Source organism: Rhodoplanes azumiensis, from assembly GCF_042682915.1.
Classification (GTDB): Bacteria; Pseudomonadota; Alphaproteobacteria; order Rhizobiales; family Xanthobacteraceae; genus Rhodoplanes; species Rhodoplanes azumiensis.
The window spans coordinates 126,377-142,448 of sequence record NZ_JBHUIW010000015.1; the positions used below are offsets into that span (position 1 = coordinate 126,377).

At 68.1% G+C, this 16,072-nt stretch carries 15 protein-coding genes; 9 read left to right on the forward strand and 6 right to left on the reverse strand.

All coding sequences use genetic code 11. The features are described from left to right. Nucleotides 1-11 precede the first annotated feature (11 nt). From ACFSOX_RS13955 to cpaB, 4 genes are all read right to left on the reverse strand, one after another. Entirely contained in the window at nt 12-1,241 is a 1,230-nt protein-coding gene (locus tag ACFSOX_RS13955) for a CpaE/TadZ family protein (protein WP_378478420.1), read from the reverse strand. A 50-nt stretch (nt 1,242-1,291) separates the two neighbouring features. Next, entirely contained in the window at nt 1,292-1,669 is a 378-nt protein-coding gene (locus ACFSOX_RS13960) for a hypothetical protein (protein ID WP_378478421.1), read from the reverse strand. Beyond that, a complete protein-coding gene (locus tag ACFSOX_RS13965; RefSeq protein ID WP_378478422.1) occupies nt 1,656-3,101 on the reverse strand; it encodes a type II and III secretion system protein family protein in 1,446 nt (481 codons plus the stop codon). Before ACFSOX_RS13965 ends, ACFSOX_RS13960 begins: the two co-directional genes overlap by 14 nt. A 146-nt stretch (nt 3,102-3,247) precedes the next feature. After that, complete coding sequence (gene cpaB, locus ACFSOX_RS13970; protein ID WP_378478423.1) at nt 3,248-4,141, reverse strand: Flp pilus assembly protein CpaB; 894 nt, start codon at nt 4,139-4,141, stop codon at nt 3,248-3,250. Nucleotides 4,142-4,438: 297 nt separating this feature from the next. On the opposite strand from cpaB, the gene ACFSOX_RS13975 reads away from it, so the two are divergent. Both ACFSOX_RS13975 and ACFSOX_RS13980 read left to right on the forward strand, forming a co-directional pair. Next, a complete protein-coding gene (locus tag ACFSOX_RS13975) occupies nt 4,439-5,428 on the forward strand; it encodes an NAD(P)-dependent oxidoreductase (protein ID WP_378478424.1) in 990 nt (329 codons plus the stop codon). A gap of 357 nt (nt 5,429-5,785) precedes the next feature. Further along, on the forward strand, nt 5,786-6,379 hold the full coding sequence (locus ACFSOX_RS13980) for a tetratricopeptide repeat protein (protein ID WP_378478425.1): 594 nt from the start codon (nt 5,786-5,788) through the stop codon (nt 6,377-6,379). 78 nt (nt 6,380-6,457) lie between these two features. On the opposite strand, the gene ACFSOX_RS13985 is transcribed toward ACFSOX_RS13980, so the two are convergent. Next, nucleotides 6,458-7,570 (reverse strand): endonuclease/exonuclease/phosphatase family protein, encoded by a 1,113-nt coding sequence (locus ACFSOX_RS13985; RefSeq protein WP_378478426.1) that lies wholly within the window; start codon nt 7,568-7,570, stop codon nt 6,458-6,460. Between the two features lie 316 nt (nt 7,571-7,886). Here ACFSOX_RS13985 and ACFSOX_RS13990 point away from each other — a divergent pair, with 316 nt between their 5' ends. From ACFSOX_RS13990 to ACFSOX_RS14000, 3 genes are all read left to right on the forward strand, one after another. Further along, nucleotides 7,887-8,363, forward strand: coding sequence for a tellurite resistance TerB family protein (locus tag ACFSOX_RS13990; RefSeq protein WP_378478427.1), 477 nt, complete (start codon nt 7,887-7,889; stop codon nt 8,361-8,363). Next, on the forward strand, nt 8,360-9,169 hold the full coding sequence (locus tag ACFSOX_RS13995) for an SDR family NAD(P)-dependent oxidoreductase (RefSeq protein ID WP_378478428.1): 810 nt from the start codon (nt 8,360-8,362) through the stop codon (nt 9,167-9,169). The genes ACFSOX_RS13990 and ACFSOX_RS13995 overlap by 4 nt, the downstream gene beginning before the upstream one ends. A gap of 227 nt (nt 9,170-9,396) precedes the next feature. Beyond that, the gene (locus ACFSOX_RS14000; RefSeq protein WP_378478429.1) at nt 9,397-10,188 is read left to right on the forward strand and encodes a glutamine amidotransferase; all 792 of its coding nucleotides are present in this window, start codon (nt 9,397-9,399) and stop codon (nt 10,186-10,188) included. An 89-nt stretch (nt 10,189-10,277) separates the two neighbouring features. On the opposite strand, the gene ACFSOX_RS14005 is transcribed toward ACFSOX_RS14000, so the two are convergent. Next, on the reverse strand, nt 10,278-11,249 hold the full coding sequence (locus ACFSOX_RS14005) for a LysR family transcriptional regulator (protein ID WP_378478430.1): 972 nt from the start codon (nt 11,247-11,249) through the stop codon (nt 10,278-10,280). Between the two features lie 143 nt (nt 11,250-11,392). On the opposite strand from ACFSOX_RS14005, the gene ACFSOX_RS14010 reads away from it, so the two are divergent. From ACFSOX_RS14010 to ACFSOX_RS14025, 4 genes are all read left to right on the forward strand, one after another. Continuing rightward, nucleotides 11,393-12,388: an aldo/keto reductase gene (locus tag ACFSOX_RS14010; protein ID WP_378478431.1), complete on the forward strand. Its 996-nt coding sequence runs from the start codon at nt 11,393-11,395 to the stop codon at nt 12,386-12,388. Nucleotides 12,389-12,647: 259 nt separating this feature from the next. Then, nucleotides 12,648-14,018 (forward strand): DNA cytosine methyltransferase, encoded by a 1,371-nt coding sequence (locus ACFSOX_RS14015; RefSeq protein WP_378478432.1) that lies wholly within the window; start codon nt 12,648-12,650, stop codon nt 14,016-14,018. Beyond that, nucleotides 14,018-15,100, forward strand: coding sequence for a PDDEXK family nuclease (locus ACFSOX_RS14020; protein ID WP_378478433.1), 1,083 nt, complete (start codon nt 14,018-14,020; stop codon nt 15,098-15,100). Before ACFSOX_RS14015 ends, ACFSOX_RS14020 begins: the two co-directional genes overlap by 1 nt. Nucleotides 15,101-15,404: 304 nt before the next feature. Further along, nucleotides 15,405-16,072: cache domain-containing protein (locus tag ACFSOX_RS14025; protein WP_378478434.1), on the forward strand; the 668-nt coding region annotated here is incomplete at its 3' end.

Sequence of the window (16,072 nt, forward strand, 5' to 3'; positions counted from 1 at the left end):
CTCCGACCGGATCAGCCGCGCGCCCAGGACAGGCTCAGGCGCCGCTTTCCGGCCGGCTCGGCCGCCGCCTTGTCGGCCGGGACGACGGGCGACACGAGCTTCCTGAGCTCGGACGTGATCTTGTTGCCGGCCTTGACCTCGTCGAGCGGCACGCCGCGATCGATCGCCTCGCGCACCAGCCGGTAGTCGTTCGGGATGGTGGCCGCGAAGTCCTCGCCGAGCGCCTGCTCGACGTCGCTCCTGCGCAGGCCGGCGCCGAACATACGCTGCTCGAAACGGTTGATGATCACCTGCGGGCGCGGTCCTCCCTCCAGCCGCTCGCGCACCGCGGTGACGAGCTGCTTGGCGTGCTTGATGCCGGGCACCGTCATCTCGCTCACCACGAACAGCCGGTTGGAGCCGAGCAGCACGTTGTCGGTCCACGAGAACCAGGTGCGCGGCAGATCGATGACGACGTAGTTGAAATGCGACGACACGAGATCGAGCAGCCGCGTCACCGTGTCGGGATCGAAGGAGCGCATCTCGGCCGGCCGGCACGGCGCCGCGATCACGGCGAGCCCGGAGGCGTGATAGGACAGCATCACCTCGAGGAGCTGGCGGTCGAGCCGTTCCGGCCGCGGCTCGATCTCGTTGAGGTCGAGGCGCGGCTCGAGGTCGAGATAGTCGGCGCAGGCGCCGTGCTGGAAGTCGAGATCGACCAGGCAGGTCGCCGGCCGCGTCTTCTGGTTGCCGCTGCCGAGCAGCAGCAGGGCCGTCTGGATGGCGAGCGTCGTCACGCCGGCGCCGCCCACGGCGGGCAGATAGGTGAAGATCTCGGCCTCGCTCGGCTCGGCGCCGGCCGGCGTCTGCACCACCCGGGCGCAGGTGCGCACCAGCTCGACCGGCTGCACGGGCTTCACCAGGAAATCGGCGATGCGCATCTTGAGGAGCTGCCGCATCACCTCCTTGTCGAAGGCGTCCGTCACCGTGACGACCGGCGGCCAGCCGGCGAGCCGCGCCGTCAGCCCCTCGAGCGCCGCCATCGTCTCGGCGGTCGCGCCGTGCAGATCGACGACCACGACGGTCGCCTCCGCCGCGGCGACCGCGGCGGCCATCTCGGCGATGCGGCCCGCCATCAGCTCCAGCTCGACCTGCGGCGCGGCCGCGAAGGTCTCCTTCGCGGTCCGGGCGAATTCGGGATCGGGCGTGACGACCACGACGCGGGTCTTGCTGCCGGAGGTCTTGGTACGGGCACTTCGCATGGTCGAGGGTTCTTTCGAGCACGGGGGGTGCGGCGGACTGGCCGCCGCGCTCAATCCTTGGCGGCCTCGCCTCCGGAGGTCGCGCCGGCGACGGTCGGGGCGCCGTCGGCGGCCTGTGCGCCCTTCCACGTCGCGGTGGTGCCGAGGCCCTGCGGCTTGGTCACCTTGCCGCGCCGGTAGCGCTCGGCGGCGATCGCCATGGTGGTGCCCTGGCCCGGGATGTTGCGATCCGCCGCCGCCTTCGGCCACGGATCGACCGTGTGGATCGCGGCGTTGTTGGCGACCGCGTCGCCGCCCCCGAACAGGATCGTCTCGCGACGGTCGTAGTAGATGTCGGAGCAGCCGCCGAGGAGCGCAGCGAGGACGAGAGCGCCGCCCAGGGCGCGCGATCGGACGAGCGCCGCATCGCGCGGCTCAACGCACCACATGGCCACCTCCTACCGGAAACTCGATCATGTGCCCCGTGTAGGGCCGCAACGCCGCCGTCTCGCCGCGCACCGCCGGGCCGCGATCCAGCTCGGGCTTGCCGCCGGCGAAGAAGTCGAGGTCGTTGGCCGGCAGCGTGTTGTCGAGCGGCGTCCGTAACGGGTCGCCGGGTCGCGCCGGACGCGCCAGACGCGGCGTCACGATGATGACGAGGTCGGTCTCCTTCTTCTGGTACATCCGCGAGGAGAACAGCGCCCCGAGCACCGGCACGTCGCCGATCCAGGGAAGCTGGTCCTGCGAGGTCAGCGAGTCGTTCTGCAGCAGGCCGGCGAGCATGAAGCTCTGCCCGTCGCGCAGCTCGAGCGTCGTCGAGGCGCGCCGCACCGTCAGGCCCGGCACCGTGATGCCGTTGGCGACCGACACGGTCGTGGTCTTGTCGATCTGGCTCACCTCGGGCTCGATCTTCAGGTTGATGATGCTGCCGTTGAGCACCGTGGGCGTGAAGGCGAGGCTGACGCCGTAGCGCTTGTACTCGACCGTGATCTGGCCGAACGTGCCGGAGATCGGGATCGGATACTCGCCGCCGGCCAGGAAGTTCGCGGTGTCGCCGGACAGCGCGACGAGGTTGGGCTCGGCGAGGCGGCGCACCAGGCCGCGCTGCTCCAGCGCGTTGAGCGCGACGTCGATCTGCATGCCCTTCGTCACCAGGCTGCCGACCAGGAAGCCGAACGGGTTGCCGCCGGAGAGCACGCCCGCCGCGGCGGTGCCGGCGGCCTGGGTGATCGGCAGGTTGCCCGCGCCCTGCTCGCTGCCGACATTGCCGGTGAATCGGCCGTTGCTGCTCCAGGCGTTCCACTGCACGCCGAGCTCACGGCCGGCCGACCGCGTCGCCTCGACGAAGCGGACCTCGAGCAGCACCTGCTGGGGCGAGGCGACCTGTACGGCGTTGATCACCTGCGGGCCGAACTCGCGGGCGATCACCAGTGCCTGATCGAGCGTGATCGCATCGGGAGCCATGCCGCCGAGCAGGATGCGGCCGTTGACGCTGGTGACCCGGAACTTGGCGGCCGGGAACCGCGCGGCGAGCTCGGCGGCGAGCGCCGAGACGTCGTAGGAGACCTCGACGTCGAACACGCCGACGAGCTTCTTGCCCTCGCCGTAGACCGAGACGCGCGTGGTGCCGAGCTTCTTGCCGAGAATCGACAGCGTGCGGTCGGTGAGCGGGTTGACGTCGGCGATCTCGGCGTCGCCGAGCGACAGCTCGACGAAGGGCTGGTCGGTGCGCACGTCCTGCGACTTGCCGATCGGCACGGTCACCGACTGGGTGCGCTTGCCCGGCCCGAAGGTGATCGCCTTCTGGGCCGCGGCCGTGGCCGACAGGCCGGGCATCAGCGGCGCGACGAGCGCCGCGCCGGCGACGAGCGCGGCGGACACGACGAGCGCCCGCCAGCGCGGGCGACCGCGCCCCGATCGCGACGGCACCGCCGTCCTGTGTCTCGTGCCGACATTCCCGTCCATCTCGTCCCCCAGTCCGTCCTCGGCGACGCCGCGCCCCCCGGCCCGATGCCGCCGTGTCTCTCTCACTCCGCCGCCGCCCAGCTGCCGCTCGTCTCGCCTTCGTGCGGAACGCGGTAGCTCTGCTTCTGCCCGCCGCGCGACACCGTGACGGTGGTGCCTGCCTCGCGCTTCGGCGCCGGGCCGACCAGCTCCTCGAGCAGATCCTTCACGGTGACGCGCGTCGTCTTCGTCTCCGTCGACTCGCCGGCCTTGCGCAGCAACAGCGAGAGCGAGCCGATCGAGGCGGCGAGGCTCAGCTTCTGCCCGGACGCCGTATCGACCTCGAGCGTCACGGCCTTCGGGATCATCGGATTGGCGGCGCGCTCGTCGGCGACCTGATCGACCGCGAGCACCCGGACGTCCTGCAGCAGCACCTGGGTGGACGTGGTCTTGCGGTCGCCGGTCTTGCCGTCCGGGCCCGCGGACGCCTCGTCGACCTGCCGGGTCAGCACCACGTCGACGCGGTCGCCGGGCAGGACGAAGCCGCCGACGCCGTCCACGTCGTTGACCCGGATGGTGACGGCCTTCATGCCGGGACCGACCAGCGCCGACAGCGTGGCGCGCTGGCCCGGCCCGGTGATCTTCACGGCGAGCACCGGCTCATTCGGCTCGATCGGCGTGAGCACGACCCGCTTGCCCTCGGCGAGCAGGTCGGAAATGCGCGCGAAACCGCCGTCCGGCAGCGCGTCGCTCGGCCACGCGGCCTCGCGCAGAACCTGGGGCGACAGCTCGTGGCCGTAACGCAGCGGCCGCGCCGCCACGACCACGGTGCGGGTGGCGACGGGCGGTCCGCGGTTCGCCTCGAGGCTGCGCAAGCGCGCCTCGGCCTGGCTGTTGAGCCAGGTCCGTGTCGCGAACACGGCGAGCAGCCCGAAGACGGCCGCCACCGCGATCATGATGACTGTGCTGCTGCGCACCGGACGAATTCCTGCAGAGGTCGCGGATTGCGACTCCCGGACCTAGCTAGGGCCTTGGAGAGTATTGAATTCGTGAACCGAACCCTGGTTTTGCCGGTATGCTGAAGACGTCCTGAAAGGTTATCGTCAACGAACCGTGCACGGCCGCACACCGTTGTGGCAGCGCGTTAATCATGTTCGCACGACGAGGGTAACGGGCGACCGCAGCACCGCGTGCCGACGTCGGCGCCCGGGGGTCGGCCCCTGTTGCGCAGTCGACATGGTTACGGAATAGTTCGTCCCGCAGGGGGTGACGCCATGCCGAAGACGATCGTCGTTCTGGCACCGGGTGAGATGGGCGCCGCCGTCGGGGCGCGACTGGTGGCGGGAGGGGCGCACGTCGTCACCTCGCTCGCCGGCCGCAGCGCGGCGAGCGCCGAACGGGCGCGGCGCGCCGGCCTCGCGGTCGCCGCCACCGACGCCGAGCTGATCGCCGGCGCCGAGCTCGTGCTCTCCATCGTGCCGCCCGGCGAGGCGGTGGCGGTCGCCAAGCGACTGCGCCCGGCGCTCGCACGGCTGCCCGAGAAGCCCGTCTATGTCGATTTCAACGCCGTGTCGCCCGACACGGTGCGCCACATCGCGGCGGCGCTGGCGGAGACGCGCTGCCCGTTCGTCGACGGCGGCATCATCGGGCCGCCGCCGACCGCCACGGCCCGCACCGTGTTCTACGTCGCCGGCGATCACGCCGGCCGTGCCGCGACGATGCGCGACCTCGGTCTCGACATGCGCGTGGTGGAAGGGCCGGTCGGCGCCGCTTCGGCCCTGAAGATGTCCTACGCGGGAATCACCAAGGGGCTGACCGCCATCGGCGCCGCCATGATGCTCGGAGCGACCCGGGCCGGCTGCGCCGGCGATCTCGTCGCCGAGCTCGCCGAGAGCCAGCCGCAGGTCTTCAAGTGGCTCGGCCGTCAGGTGCCGGCTATGTTCCCCAAGGCCTACCGATTCGTCGCCGAGATGGAGGAGATCGCCGACTTCCTTCACACCGACCGGCCGGCCTGCGAGATCTATCACGCCGTCGCCATGCTCTATGCCCGGCTCGCCGCCGCCGAGGGGGCGGCCGATGTCGATGCCCTCGGCCGGGTCTTCGGCGCGCCCGGCCGGATGTCGATCGCGGCCGACGCGGACGTGACGCCCGCGGGCGTGGCCGCCACGGGCGTGGCCGCCACGGCTGCGGCGCAGACCGGGGCGATGCAGGCGGGTGCGATGGAGACGGGCGCTATCGCGGCAGGGCGCGACACGGCCCGATGAGGCGCGTCAATATCCGAAACAGTGTTCCGGTACGAGAACCAGCGCGCCGACCCGTCGAACGCGGCTCGGACGGCAACCAGCGCCGCAGCCGAAGACATCACCGCATCGTGCTATACGTCACGTGACACGACGAGCGGCACCGTGAACGATGCCGTGAGCGATGTCGTGGGCGATGTCGTGCGCAACAGCAGCCCCGACTCGGCGCAACCGGAGCGTGCTCTACAGACAGTGATCTTCAACTTTTCTGAGCATGTGATTTTTTAACTATCCCGGACCTACGCTCCGCCAAAGTCTCCAGGTCCGCGTCGCGCCGTCTTCCTCGTGTCGCGACGGAAGGGCTTCGGTCCCGAGCGTGTCATGACAGTCGAGTTTCAGCGTTTTGCGTTCGTGACCGTGACGGGGCTCCTGTGGCTGTCCGCCTGCGAGACGACCACCGTGAAGCTGCCGGAACTGCCGAGCTTCACCCGCGGCGAGGCGACCGGGTCGGTGCCCCTCGCGGTGGCCGACGGCGACGTCACCGGCTCGACGACGGCCGGCGCCGCGCCGAAGCTCATCCAGGACGACATGACGCCGAGCGCGCCGAACGACGACCTCAGCGTCGGTCGCGAGCAGTTCCGGCAGGGCAACTACGGCAACTCCGAGAAGTACTGCCGGCGCGCGGTCGAGCAGATGCCGAAGTCGGCCGACGCGTGGCTGTGCCTCGCCGCCTCCTACGATCGCCTCAAGCGCTTCGACCTCGCCGACCGGGCCTATCTCCAGCTCATCCGCATCGCCGGGCGCAGCGCCGCCGTGCTCAACAACATGGGCTATTCCTACATGCTGCGCGGCGACTATCGCCGCGCCCGCGCCACCCTCAACGAGGCGGCCGCCAAGGATCCGGCCAACCCCTTCGTGCAGAACAACCTCGCGCTGCTCGCCGAGGCGACCACCACGAAGGAAGGGATTCGGTAGCCGCCGATCGCGGCCGCTCGTCCCGATCATCGAGCCCGATGTGATCGGGCACGGCGGGGGCGGATCGAACGTGGCCGGTCAGATGTCGAGATCGACCCAGATCGCGGCGTGGTCGGAGGCGGCGTCCTTCTTGTCTTGCAGAGTCTCGTAGACGTCCCACTTCTTTTTCCGCTTGCCGGGCCACATGCCCTTGCGCAGCACGCCGCCGGCCGTGACCTTCGCGAACAAGGCCGGCGACAGGAGCAGATAGTCGATCTTGTCGCCGGCCGAGCATGCGCCGAATGTGCCCGGGAAGCCGCCGTCGTCGAACATCGGATGCATGAACGCATCCTTCAGCTTCGAGCCGTGGAGGAGCGGCGACAGGGGGTCGCTGTCCGGTGTGTCGTTGAAGTCGCCGATCACGGCCACGAAGGCGTCGCCACGCGGATCGAGCGCCTTGTAGATCTCGCGCACGCGAGCGGCCTGCGCCTTGCGCCGCGCGTTCGACGCCTCGGGGCGGCCGAATCCCTTGCTCTTGAAATGGTTCACGAGCACGATCAGCCGGTTCTTCTTGCGGGTAAGCACCGTGTATTCCGGACAGTCGCGCGAGAAGATCGGGTCGCCGTCTGCGTCCACGTCGTCGACATGGCTGCGCATGCTCTCGATCGGAAATCCGTCCCGACACAGGAGACCGACGTCGATGCCGCGGTCGTCGTTTCCGTCGATGACCATCACGTGGCGGAACGGCACGCCGTCGACGGCCGGAACGATCAGCCGGTTGAAATCGCGCAGCACCGGCCGGTTCTCCGCCTCGACGACACCGACGACGTCGGCCTCGAGATCGACGAGGACGCGGGCCGTGTTGCGCATGGCGTTCTCGTCGATCGGCTCGTCGCGCAGCTCGAGCGAGCCGACCCAGTCGGCGCGGCCGCCCGCCGTGATCTCGAGGCCGCCGGTCCGCGGCCGGACGAGGAGCCCACCCTTGTTCCGCCGCAAGCGGACGAACGGACCCGTGTCGCTCTTCTCCAGCCCGAGCTCGATCATCAGCTTCGCCATCTGGCGCCGCGCCGCCGCCGTGTAGGAGACCTCCCCCAAGAGTCCGTTCAGCTTGGCGAAGGCGCCGAGAATGGGCCGTCCCTCGTCCCAGGTATCGAGGTTCATGGCCTTGGCGCGGTCGAACAGGTTCTCGACGTTGTAGGCGGCTAGCCTCATGGGACACCTCGGTTGGCGACACTCCGGCCGGCGCGTCGCGACGAGCGACAGCACGGCGGCCGCAGGTGCGGCGATGCGCGACGGCGCAGGAGGCTAAAACAACCACTGGATGCAACAAGAGGATGACATACATCGATCGGCACGCCCGCAAGCGTGGTGTGCCGCCATGGGCGGACGGGCATCGCGCACCTGCGGCCGATCGTCCGGGTCGGCGGACTTTTGCCGTTTCGCCTCGAAATGGCTAGAAGGCGGTCCGACCTCGACGGTCCCCCGGCGCGCCGGGCGCGCCCGAGCCCCGACCCGGAGCAAGATCCGCATGTTCGCCGACCTCAAGACGTTCCTGGCCGAGCTGACCAGCGGCGGCAAGCACCCGACCCGCTTCGACGCGAACGACTACCGGCTCGCCGCCGCCGCCTTGATGGTCCATGTCGCGACCCTCGACGCCAATCTTTCCGACCTCGAGCGCGACAAGCTGCACCTGCTCCTGAAGACCCGCTTCGCCCTCGACGACGCGGCGACCGACGAGCTGATCGACGCCGCCGTGGCGGCCGACCGCGACGCCGTCGACTTTTATCAGTTCACCAGCCTTCTGATGCGCACCCTCGACGAGGAGGGCCGCCGCAAGGTGATCGCCATGATGTGGGAGATGGTGTTCGCCGACGGCGACGTCACCGAGTTCGAGGACAACGTGATGTGGCGGGTCGGCGATCTGCTCGCCGTGCCGAATCGCGAGCGCATCGAGCTCAAGCGCGAGGTCGCGGCCGGCCGCGACCCGCTGGACGATCCGCAGTGACGCCGAACGCCGCGACGCCCGTCGCCGTCGTCACCGGGGCCTCCTCGGGCATCGGCGCGGAGCTCGCGAAGCTGTTCGCCGCCGACGGCCACGCCGTGGTGCTGGTCGCCCGCCGCGCCGCCGAGCTGAACGCGCTCGCCGACGCGATCGCCGCGACCGGCCGGCCGCGCCCGCATGTCGTGGTGCTCGACCTCGCGCAGCCGGACGCGGTCGCGCATCTGCGGGCCGCGCTCGCCGAGCGCGGTGCGGTGGCGAAGTACCTCGTCAACAATGCCGGCTTCGGCCTGCTCGGCGTCGCGACGTCGCTGGATCACGGCGAGCAGCTCGCGATGATCGACCTCAACGTCAAGGCGCTGACCTCGCTCAGCCTCGCCTTCGCGGACGATCTCGTCGCGCAGCAGGGCGGCCTCCTCAATGTCGGCTCGCTCGCCGGATTCGTGCCGGGCCCCGGCATGGCCGTCTACTACGCCACCAAGGCCTACGTGAACTCGTTCTCGGAGGCGCTGTGGCGCGAGCTCGGGCCGAAGGGCGTCACCGTGACGGTGCTGTGCCCCGGCCCGGTGCCGACCGGCTTTCAGGCACGCGCCGGCGTCACCGTCTCGGGGCTGCAGAGCCTCCTGACCGTGACGGCCGCCGCGGCCGCGACGGCCGGCTACGATGCCCTGATGGGCCGCCGCCGCATGGTGGTGCCGGGTCGGCTCGCCGGCCTGGTGCCGCTGCTCGCCCGCCTCCTGCCGCGCCGCACCATGATCGCGTTGATCGCCTCGACCCAGATCCGGCGCCTCGGGGCGCGCGGCGGCCTGTAGGCCCGGACGTCGGCCGCGCAGCGGCAGGGCGAACCCGTTTTCTTCTCCACGACACGGACAGCAGAACCGTGCTGCCGCGGCAACACGCGGCAGCACGTGTTTCTTAAGACGTCGCCATGCGTGGCATTCCGCTTGCTTGTCGCATTGCGGCCCCTTTAGCCTTCCAGATTGTGCGTTTCGTGAAGCCGACCAGGACTACGCCGACACGAACGACGCCGACACGAACGATGCCGACCAGGAACGCGACGATGCCGGAGCCCGTTCTGATCGTTCTGCACCAGGAGACCTCGACGCCGGGGCGCGTCGGGCAGTTCCTGCAGGCGCGCGGCATCCCGCTCGACATCCGCCGTCCGCGCTTCGGCGAGCGGCTGCCCGAGACCCTGGCCGAGCACGCCGGCGCCGTGGTGTTCGGCGGCCCAATGAGCGCCAACGACCCGGACGACTTCGTCAAGCAGGAGATCGACTGGCTCGCCGTGCCGCTGAAGGAGCAGAAGCCGTTTCTCGGCATCTGCCTCGGTGCCCAGATGCTGGCCAGGCATCTCGGCGCCAAGGTCGCGCCGCATCCGGAGGGCAAGGCCGAGATCGGCTATTATCCGCTGCGCGCGACGCTCGACGGTCATCGCGTCTGCTCGCACTGGCCCGGCCACGTCTATCAGTGGCACCGCGAGGGCTTCGAACTGCCGGCCGGCTCGCGCCTGCTGGCCGAGGGCGACATGTTCCGGGTGCAGGCGTTCCGGCACGGGCCGGCCGCCTACGGCATCCAGTTCCATCCCGAGGTGACGCACGCGATGATGTGCCGGTGGACGACCCGCGGCCACGAGCGGCTCGCTTTGCCGGGTGCGCGGCCGCGGGTGGATCATTTTGCCGAGCGGCCCATGTACGACGGCGCCATCCGGGCCTGGCTGACCGAGTTCCTCGACGGCTGGCTCGCCGGCCCGCGGGCGGAGGCCCGCCCCGGCCGCGGCGCCGAGCGCGTCACCGGCATGGCAATGGCGGCCGGGCCTTACGCGGCCGGCTGATCGGCCCGCAAGACCGTTCCGGTCGTTCCGGGGCGCGGGCCGATGGCCCGCGAACCCCGAGTCCAGCCCAGACCGATCCAGTCCGGAGCTCAGAGATCGCTGCTGGATTCCGGGTGCGCGGCTGCGCCGCGCCCGGGCCTGACAGGGGGCCCTTCATCCGCCCCGCTCCGCGCCCGCTCGCGCAGGAAAGCGACGAAGGCACGCAGCGGCGCCGGCAGGTGATCGCGGCCGGCGTAATAGAGGAACGGGCCGGAGAAGCTCTGCCACCAGTCGGCCATGACCGGGACCAGCGTGCCGCGGGTGAGCGCCGGCGCCAATGCCGCCTCGAATGTCGCGATGACGCCGAGCCCGGCCTCCGCCGCGGCGACCTCCAGATCGAGATTGGAGGCGACCAGCGGCCCCTTCGGGCTGATCCGCACCACCTCGCCGTCCCGCTCGAACTCCCACGGCAGCGCGACGCCGCTCGGGAAGCGATGACGGATGCAGGCATGGGCGAGGAGGTCGCGCGGGTGCGCCGGCGTCCCGTGTCGGGCGAGGTACGACGGCGCCGCCGCGGCGGCGTAGCGCTGGCGGCGCGGGCCGATCGGCACCGCGATCATGTCCTGCTCGAGCCGCTCGTCGTAGCGCACCCCGGCGTCGAAGCCGGCCGCCAGAACGTCGATGAAGCTGTCCTCGGCGACCACCTCCAGGGTGACGCCCGGATGCCGCGCCAGGAACGCGCAGGCGATCGGCGGCAGCACGAGGCGCGCCACGATGGTCGGCACGTTGAGGCGCAGCGTCCCGGTCGGGCTGTCGCGCACGCTGTTGATCGCGTCGAGCGCCGCCGCGACCTCGCCGAGCGCCGGCGCGAGCCGTTCGAGCAGGCGGGCGCCGGCCTCGGTCGGGGTGACGCTGCGGGTCGTCCGGTTGAGGAGCCGCACCCCGAGCCGCGCCTCGAGGCGCCGCACCGCCTCGCTCAGGCTCGACGGCGAGACGCCGCGCACCGCCGCCGCGCCGCGGAAGCTGCGCGCCCGCGCCACCGCCGCGAACGCATCGAGATCGGCTAGGTCCGCGTCGGCCATCGCTCGCGCCTTTTGTTCTGAATTCCGCACAGCCCGTACCGACAATGGCGCGTTATCGAACAAAACGCCAGCGCCCATACTCCTGCGCATCGGACACATCGACCGGCCCGCCCGGTCGCGCGACAGGATGATGGAGACACACGATGCAACAGCGTCAGCTCGGCCGCACCGGCCCCACCGTCTCGGCCCTCGGGCTCGGCTGCATGGGCATGTCGGCCCTCTACGGCCCGGCCGACCGCGGCGAGAGCCTCGCCACGATCCACGCGGCGGTCGACGCCGGGATCACGCTGCTCGACACCGGCGACTTCTACGGCATGGGCCACAACGAGCTGCTGATCGCCGAGGCGTTGCGCGAGGTGCCGCGGGAAAAAGTGCGGATCAGCGTGAAGTTCGGCGCGCAGCGCGGGCCAGACGGGGCCTGGCTCGGCTACGACGCGCGGCCCGCCGCCGTGAAGACGGCGCTCGCCTACACGCTGCAGCGGCTCGGCACCGACCACGTCGACATCTACCGTCCGGCCCGGCTCGATCCGGCCGTGCCGATCGAGGAGACGGTCGGCGCCATCGCCGACCTCGTGACGGCCGGCTGGGTGCGTCACATCGGCCTGTCCGAGGTCGGGGCCGCGACGATCCGGCGGGCCGCCGCCGTGCATCCGATCAGCGACCTGCAGATCGAGTACTCGCTGATCTCGCGCGGCCTCGAGGAGACGATCCTCCCCGTCCTGCGGGAGCTGGGCATCGGCGTCACCGCCTACGGGGTGCTGTCGCGCGGCCTGATCAGCGGCCACTGGTCGAAGGAGGCTCCGACGGCGGCGAACGATTTTCGCGCCCACAGCCCGCGCTTCCAAGGCGACAACGTCGACCGCAACCTCGCCCTCGTCGCGGCGCTCCGCCAGGTCGCGCAGGCGCGCGGCCTCACCGTGGCACAGGCGGCGATCGCCTGGGTGGCGGCGCAGGGGACCGACATCGTGCCGCTGGTCGGCGCGCGGCGGCGCGACCGTCTCGCCGAGGCGCTCGGCAGCCTCGACGTGGCGCTGACGGGCGACGACCTCGCGGCGATCGAGCGCGCCGTGCCGAAGGGCGCCGCCGCCGGCACCCGCTACAGCCCGGAGCAGATGGCGGTGCTCGACTCGGAGCGGTGAGCGCGAAGCGTCACGGACACGCCGCATTCCGGCGCGTCCGTGCCGCAACAATTCTCAGAACCGGCTTACTCATTGATTCACATCCCGAATGTGTTAGCGACTCTGATGGAGAGTCGAACTCCACTTCCGCTCACGGTCTTATTGTACCTCTTTGCGTGTCCAAGCAGCGCAGTCTTGAGCTGACCACGAGCGGAACGAACGACGCAGGAGTGGACCGCGAAGAGAACTGGATTCACCGAAGGGCGTCGGACGCGTACCAATGGTTTCCAAGACGAATCAGGGGCGTAAGTTGCGGCCGTACAAAGCAATATCCTTGTTTTCCGGGGCCATGGGGCTCGACCTAGGTCTGGAAAAGACTGGCCGTTTCGAGATTCTGGCGTGTGTAGAAATCGAGAAGTCAGTTTGCGACACGATCAGGGCAAACCGCAACGCCGGGCGTCTGCACAATGATTTGCGCGTATACGAGGGTGACGTAACAGATTTTGACCCCCTGTCTATACTTGCTGATTGCGGATTAAAGCCGGGCGAGCTCGACCTGCTTATCGGCGGCCCGCCATGTCAATCATTTAGTACTGCAGGGCGCCGCCGAACCGTTCAAGATCCTCGCGGAACGCTACTGTGGCAATTTTTGCGGTACGTCGAGTTGATAAAACCACGTTTCTTTCTCATGGAAAACGTGCGCGGCCTTCTTTCTGCAGCTTTACGTCACCGACCACTCGCGGAACGACCTGAACGTGGCGGAGTACCGCTCGATGCAGATGAAATGCCGGGCTCGGTTGTGCGCTTGTTTGCCGAAGACCTTCAGAGGGTTGCAGGCTCACCCTATCATATGGATTGCTTTGAAGTGAATGCCGTTAATTACGGCGCGCCTCAACTGCGCGAGAGAGCGTTCTTTATTGGCAATAGGTACGGCGCCTTGGTCGATTTCCCAAATCCCACGCACGGAAACCCAACCAGTTCAGACGAAGCTACGCTGTTTTCGGGAAGCACATCACTGTTACCATGGAGGACGCTGGGAGACGCGATTAAAAATATGGAAGACTGCGGCGATGTCCTCATGGACTTCAGTCCCCGAAAAAAGAGTTTCTTATCGTTGGTTCCACCCGGATCAAATTGGCGGAGCCTTCCGAAGAAACTACAGCAAGAGTCAATGGGGAGTGCTTGGTTCGCCAAGGGCGGACGCTCCGGATGGTGGAGACGTCTGAGTTACGATCTTCCATGCCCGACCCTCGTGACGATGCCCAATCACGCCTCGACGTCCCTGTGTCATCCGGCAGAAGTTCGCGCCCTTTCACTCAAGGAATATGCCGCGATTCAAGAATTTCCACCGGAGTGGGAGTTTTTCGGTACTCCAGCTCAACAATATGCCCAGGTCGGAAATGCCGTCCCCGTTCGGTTAGGGGAAGTAGCTGGCACTGTGATCAGCGATAGTCTCGACCGACTTTCAGAGCGAGAATGGCAACCGTATCCAGATTTCCCGTCCAGGTACAGGGTAGTCTACGTTCAGTCGCATGTGCGGACCCGGCAATGGTTCAAACAAGGCAAGACTTTTGTTTGGGACGACGGCGGAGAAAATGAGCACGCGATGTATGAACCGCCCCACACTCTCCGCCGGGTGAGCGCGATCTGATGGCTCGCGGAACCCCCTTCTATGATGCTCTCCGTTCGCAGCGTCATTGCTTCGATGCAAAGGCGGTCGTTTCGCTGTTTGAACAAGTAGACGAGAGTCGAGTCCATGCGCTTGCGAAAGCCCTGACCGGATACATAACCACCAACCTCCCTGCGACTTTTGAAAGACGGAATGGCATATCTGATTATCGCACAAATCCTTACGTCCTGATGACCTCCGCGAGCGTAATGAAATTGCATGACCCCGCTCGCTTTAGTGACTTCCTATTTAACAGCAAATTATATATGGCGCTCGAGACATCGTTTGGGAAGCAAATTGAAGCGGCTTTTGTAGGTCAATACCCGTTGACAGCGACGCATCGGTGGGCGGAAGCGCCGGAAAAGCTCGCCGAGTTTCAGGCGTTGGACGGATTGAACCGAGAGCAGCGCGCTCAGCGGCGTGTGAGTTCCGTCTGGCGAGAGATAGACCGCTCGTGCGTGGTTGGGACACGGCGCTATTTGACGTCGATCAAGAGCGGCCCCAACACGATTAATGACACGCAAGTTCAGGGGATGACGCAAGCCATTATCGATAACTATTCAACCTGGCTTGATGACACAAAAAAGACGTATCCAACCGTATCCAGCCTGGATGTCGTGCTCGGCTTGACGTACGGCACCGACTGCACCACAAATAATAAGGAAAATCAGATTCTGGTAAAACTCCTGGAAAGCGGGTTTATCGAAGAGGATCGAAGCAATCGGCCGGGCGTGCTCATCGATGCAAAGACGCGCAGCGTGCGAGTGTACCGTCGAATCGGCAAAGAATTCTGGGCATTTATCGGGCAACCGAATCAACCGGAGACAGCTCAATTTGTATTTCTCGAAGTGCTCCTCGCATTGGCGGAATCGTTATCGTCAGGGATCACGAGCGCCCGAATCGAGGATCGGATCAACGCCAAGATTCAACATCTTGCGGCGGCTTTGACAAAGCTCCAATTCCCGCGGAACAGCCTGCCGTCGTGGGTGCGAAATGACTTTGATGAGAACCAGCTCTTCTGGTTTGCGACAGCGCTGACCGCCTTTTACGATGAAGGTATTTGATTTCGGCCTCTCTTCCACTCGCCCACAAGCGCGGCCCCGAGGAGGCAGGGCCACCTCGGGCGAGGTGCTGCAGGCGGCGAGCCGGCTCGCCCGCGAGAGCGGCCGGCCACGGCAGGCGGTCGACACCTTCCGGGCGACCATTCGGGCGGTCCGACCGGCGGCGCGCCCGACCCGACCGAAAGCTTAGAATCTCTTTAAAAGGTTCGAGACATAACTGGCGGGTGACCAGTCCTGTTCCGCGGGGATCGGGGTGCCGGCGCGTGCCGACACGTCGGATCCGGAGGCGGGCCCCGGGAATGCGCCGATGTCTCTGACCATCTCGCGCCGGGTCGGCGCGCTCGTGCTGCTCGCCGTGCTCGCCTGCCTCGCCGTCATCGCCGTCCAGCTGCTCTCATTGCGCAGCTCGCTCGAGCAGGAGCGCCGCGCCGCCGTCATGGCGCAGGTCCAGTCGGCCGTCGCGATCGTCCGCGACCATGCGGCCAGGGCCGACAGGGGACAGCTGCCGCAGGCCGAGGCGCAGGAGCGCGCCAAGGCAGCGCTGCGCGCCATCCGGTTCGGGCAGGACGATTACGTCTTCGTCTACGGCACCGACGGCGTGACCCTCGTCCTCGGGCCGCGGGCACAGCTGGAGGGCACGAACCGGATCGACACCAAGGATCCGAAGGGCGTCTACACGGTCCGCAACCTGATCGCCGCGGCCCAGCGCGGCGGCGACTTCACCACCTACGACACGCCGCGCGCCGGCAGCACCGAGCCGGCCCCGAAGCTCGCCTACGCGGCCATGGCGCCGTGGAACTGGGTCGTCGGCACCGGCGTCTATATCGACGATCTCGACCAGGTCTTCTGGTCGTCGGCCCGCACGACGCTTATGTGGGCGACGGGGCTGATCGTCGTCCTCTGCGTCGTCGCCGTGACGCTGGCCCGCGGTCTCGTGCGGCCCGTGAAGGCGATGACGTCGGCCATGAAGGAGCT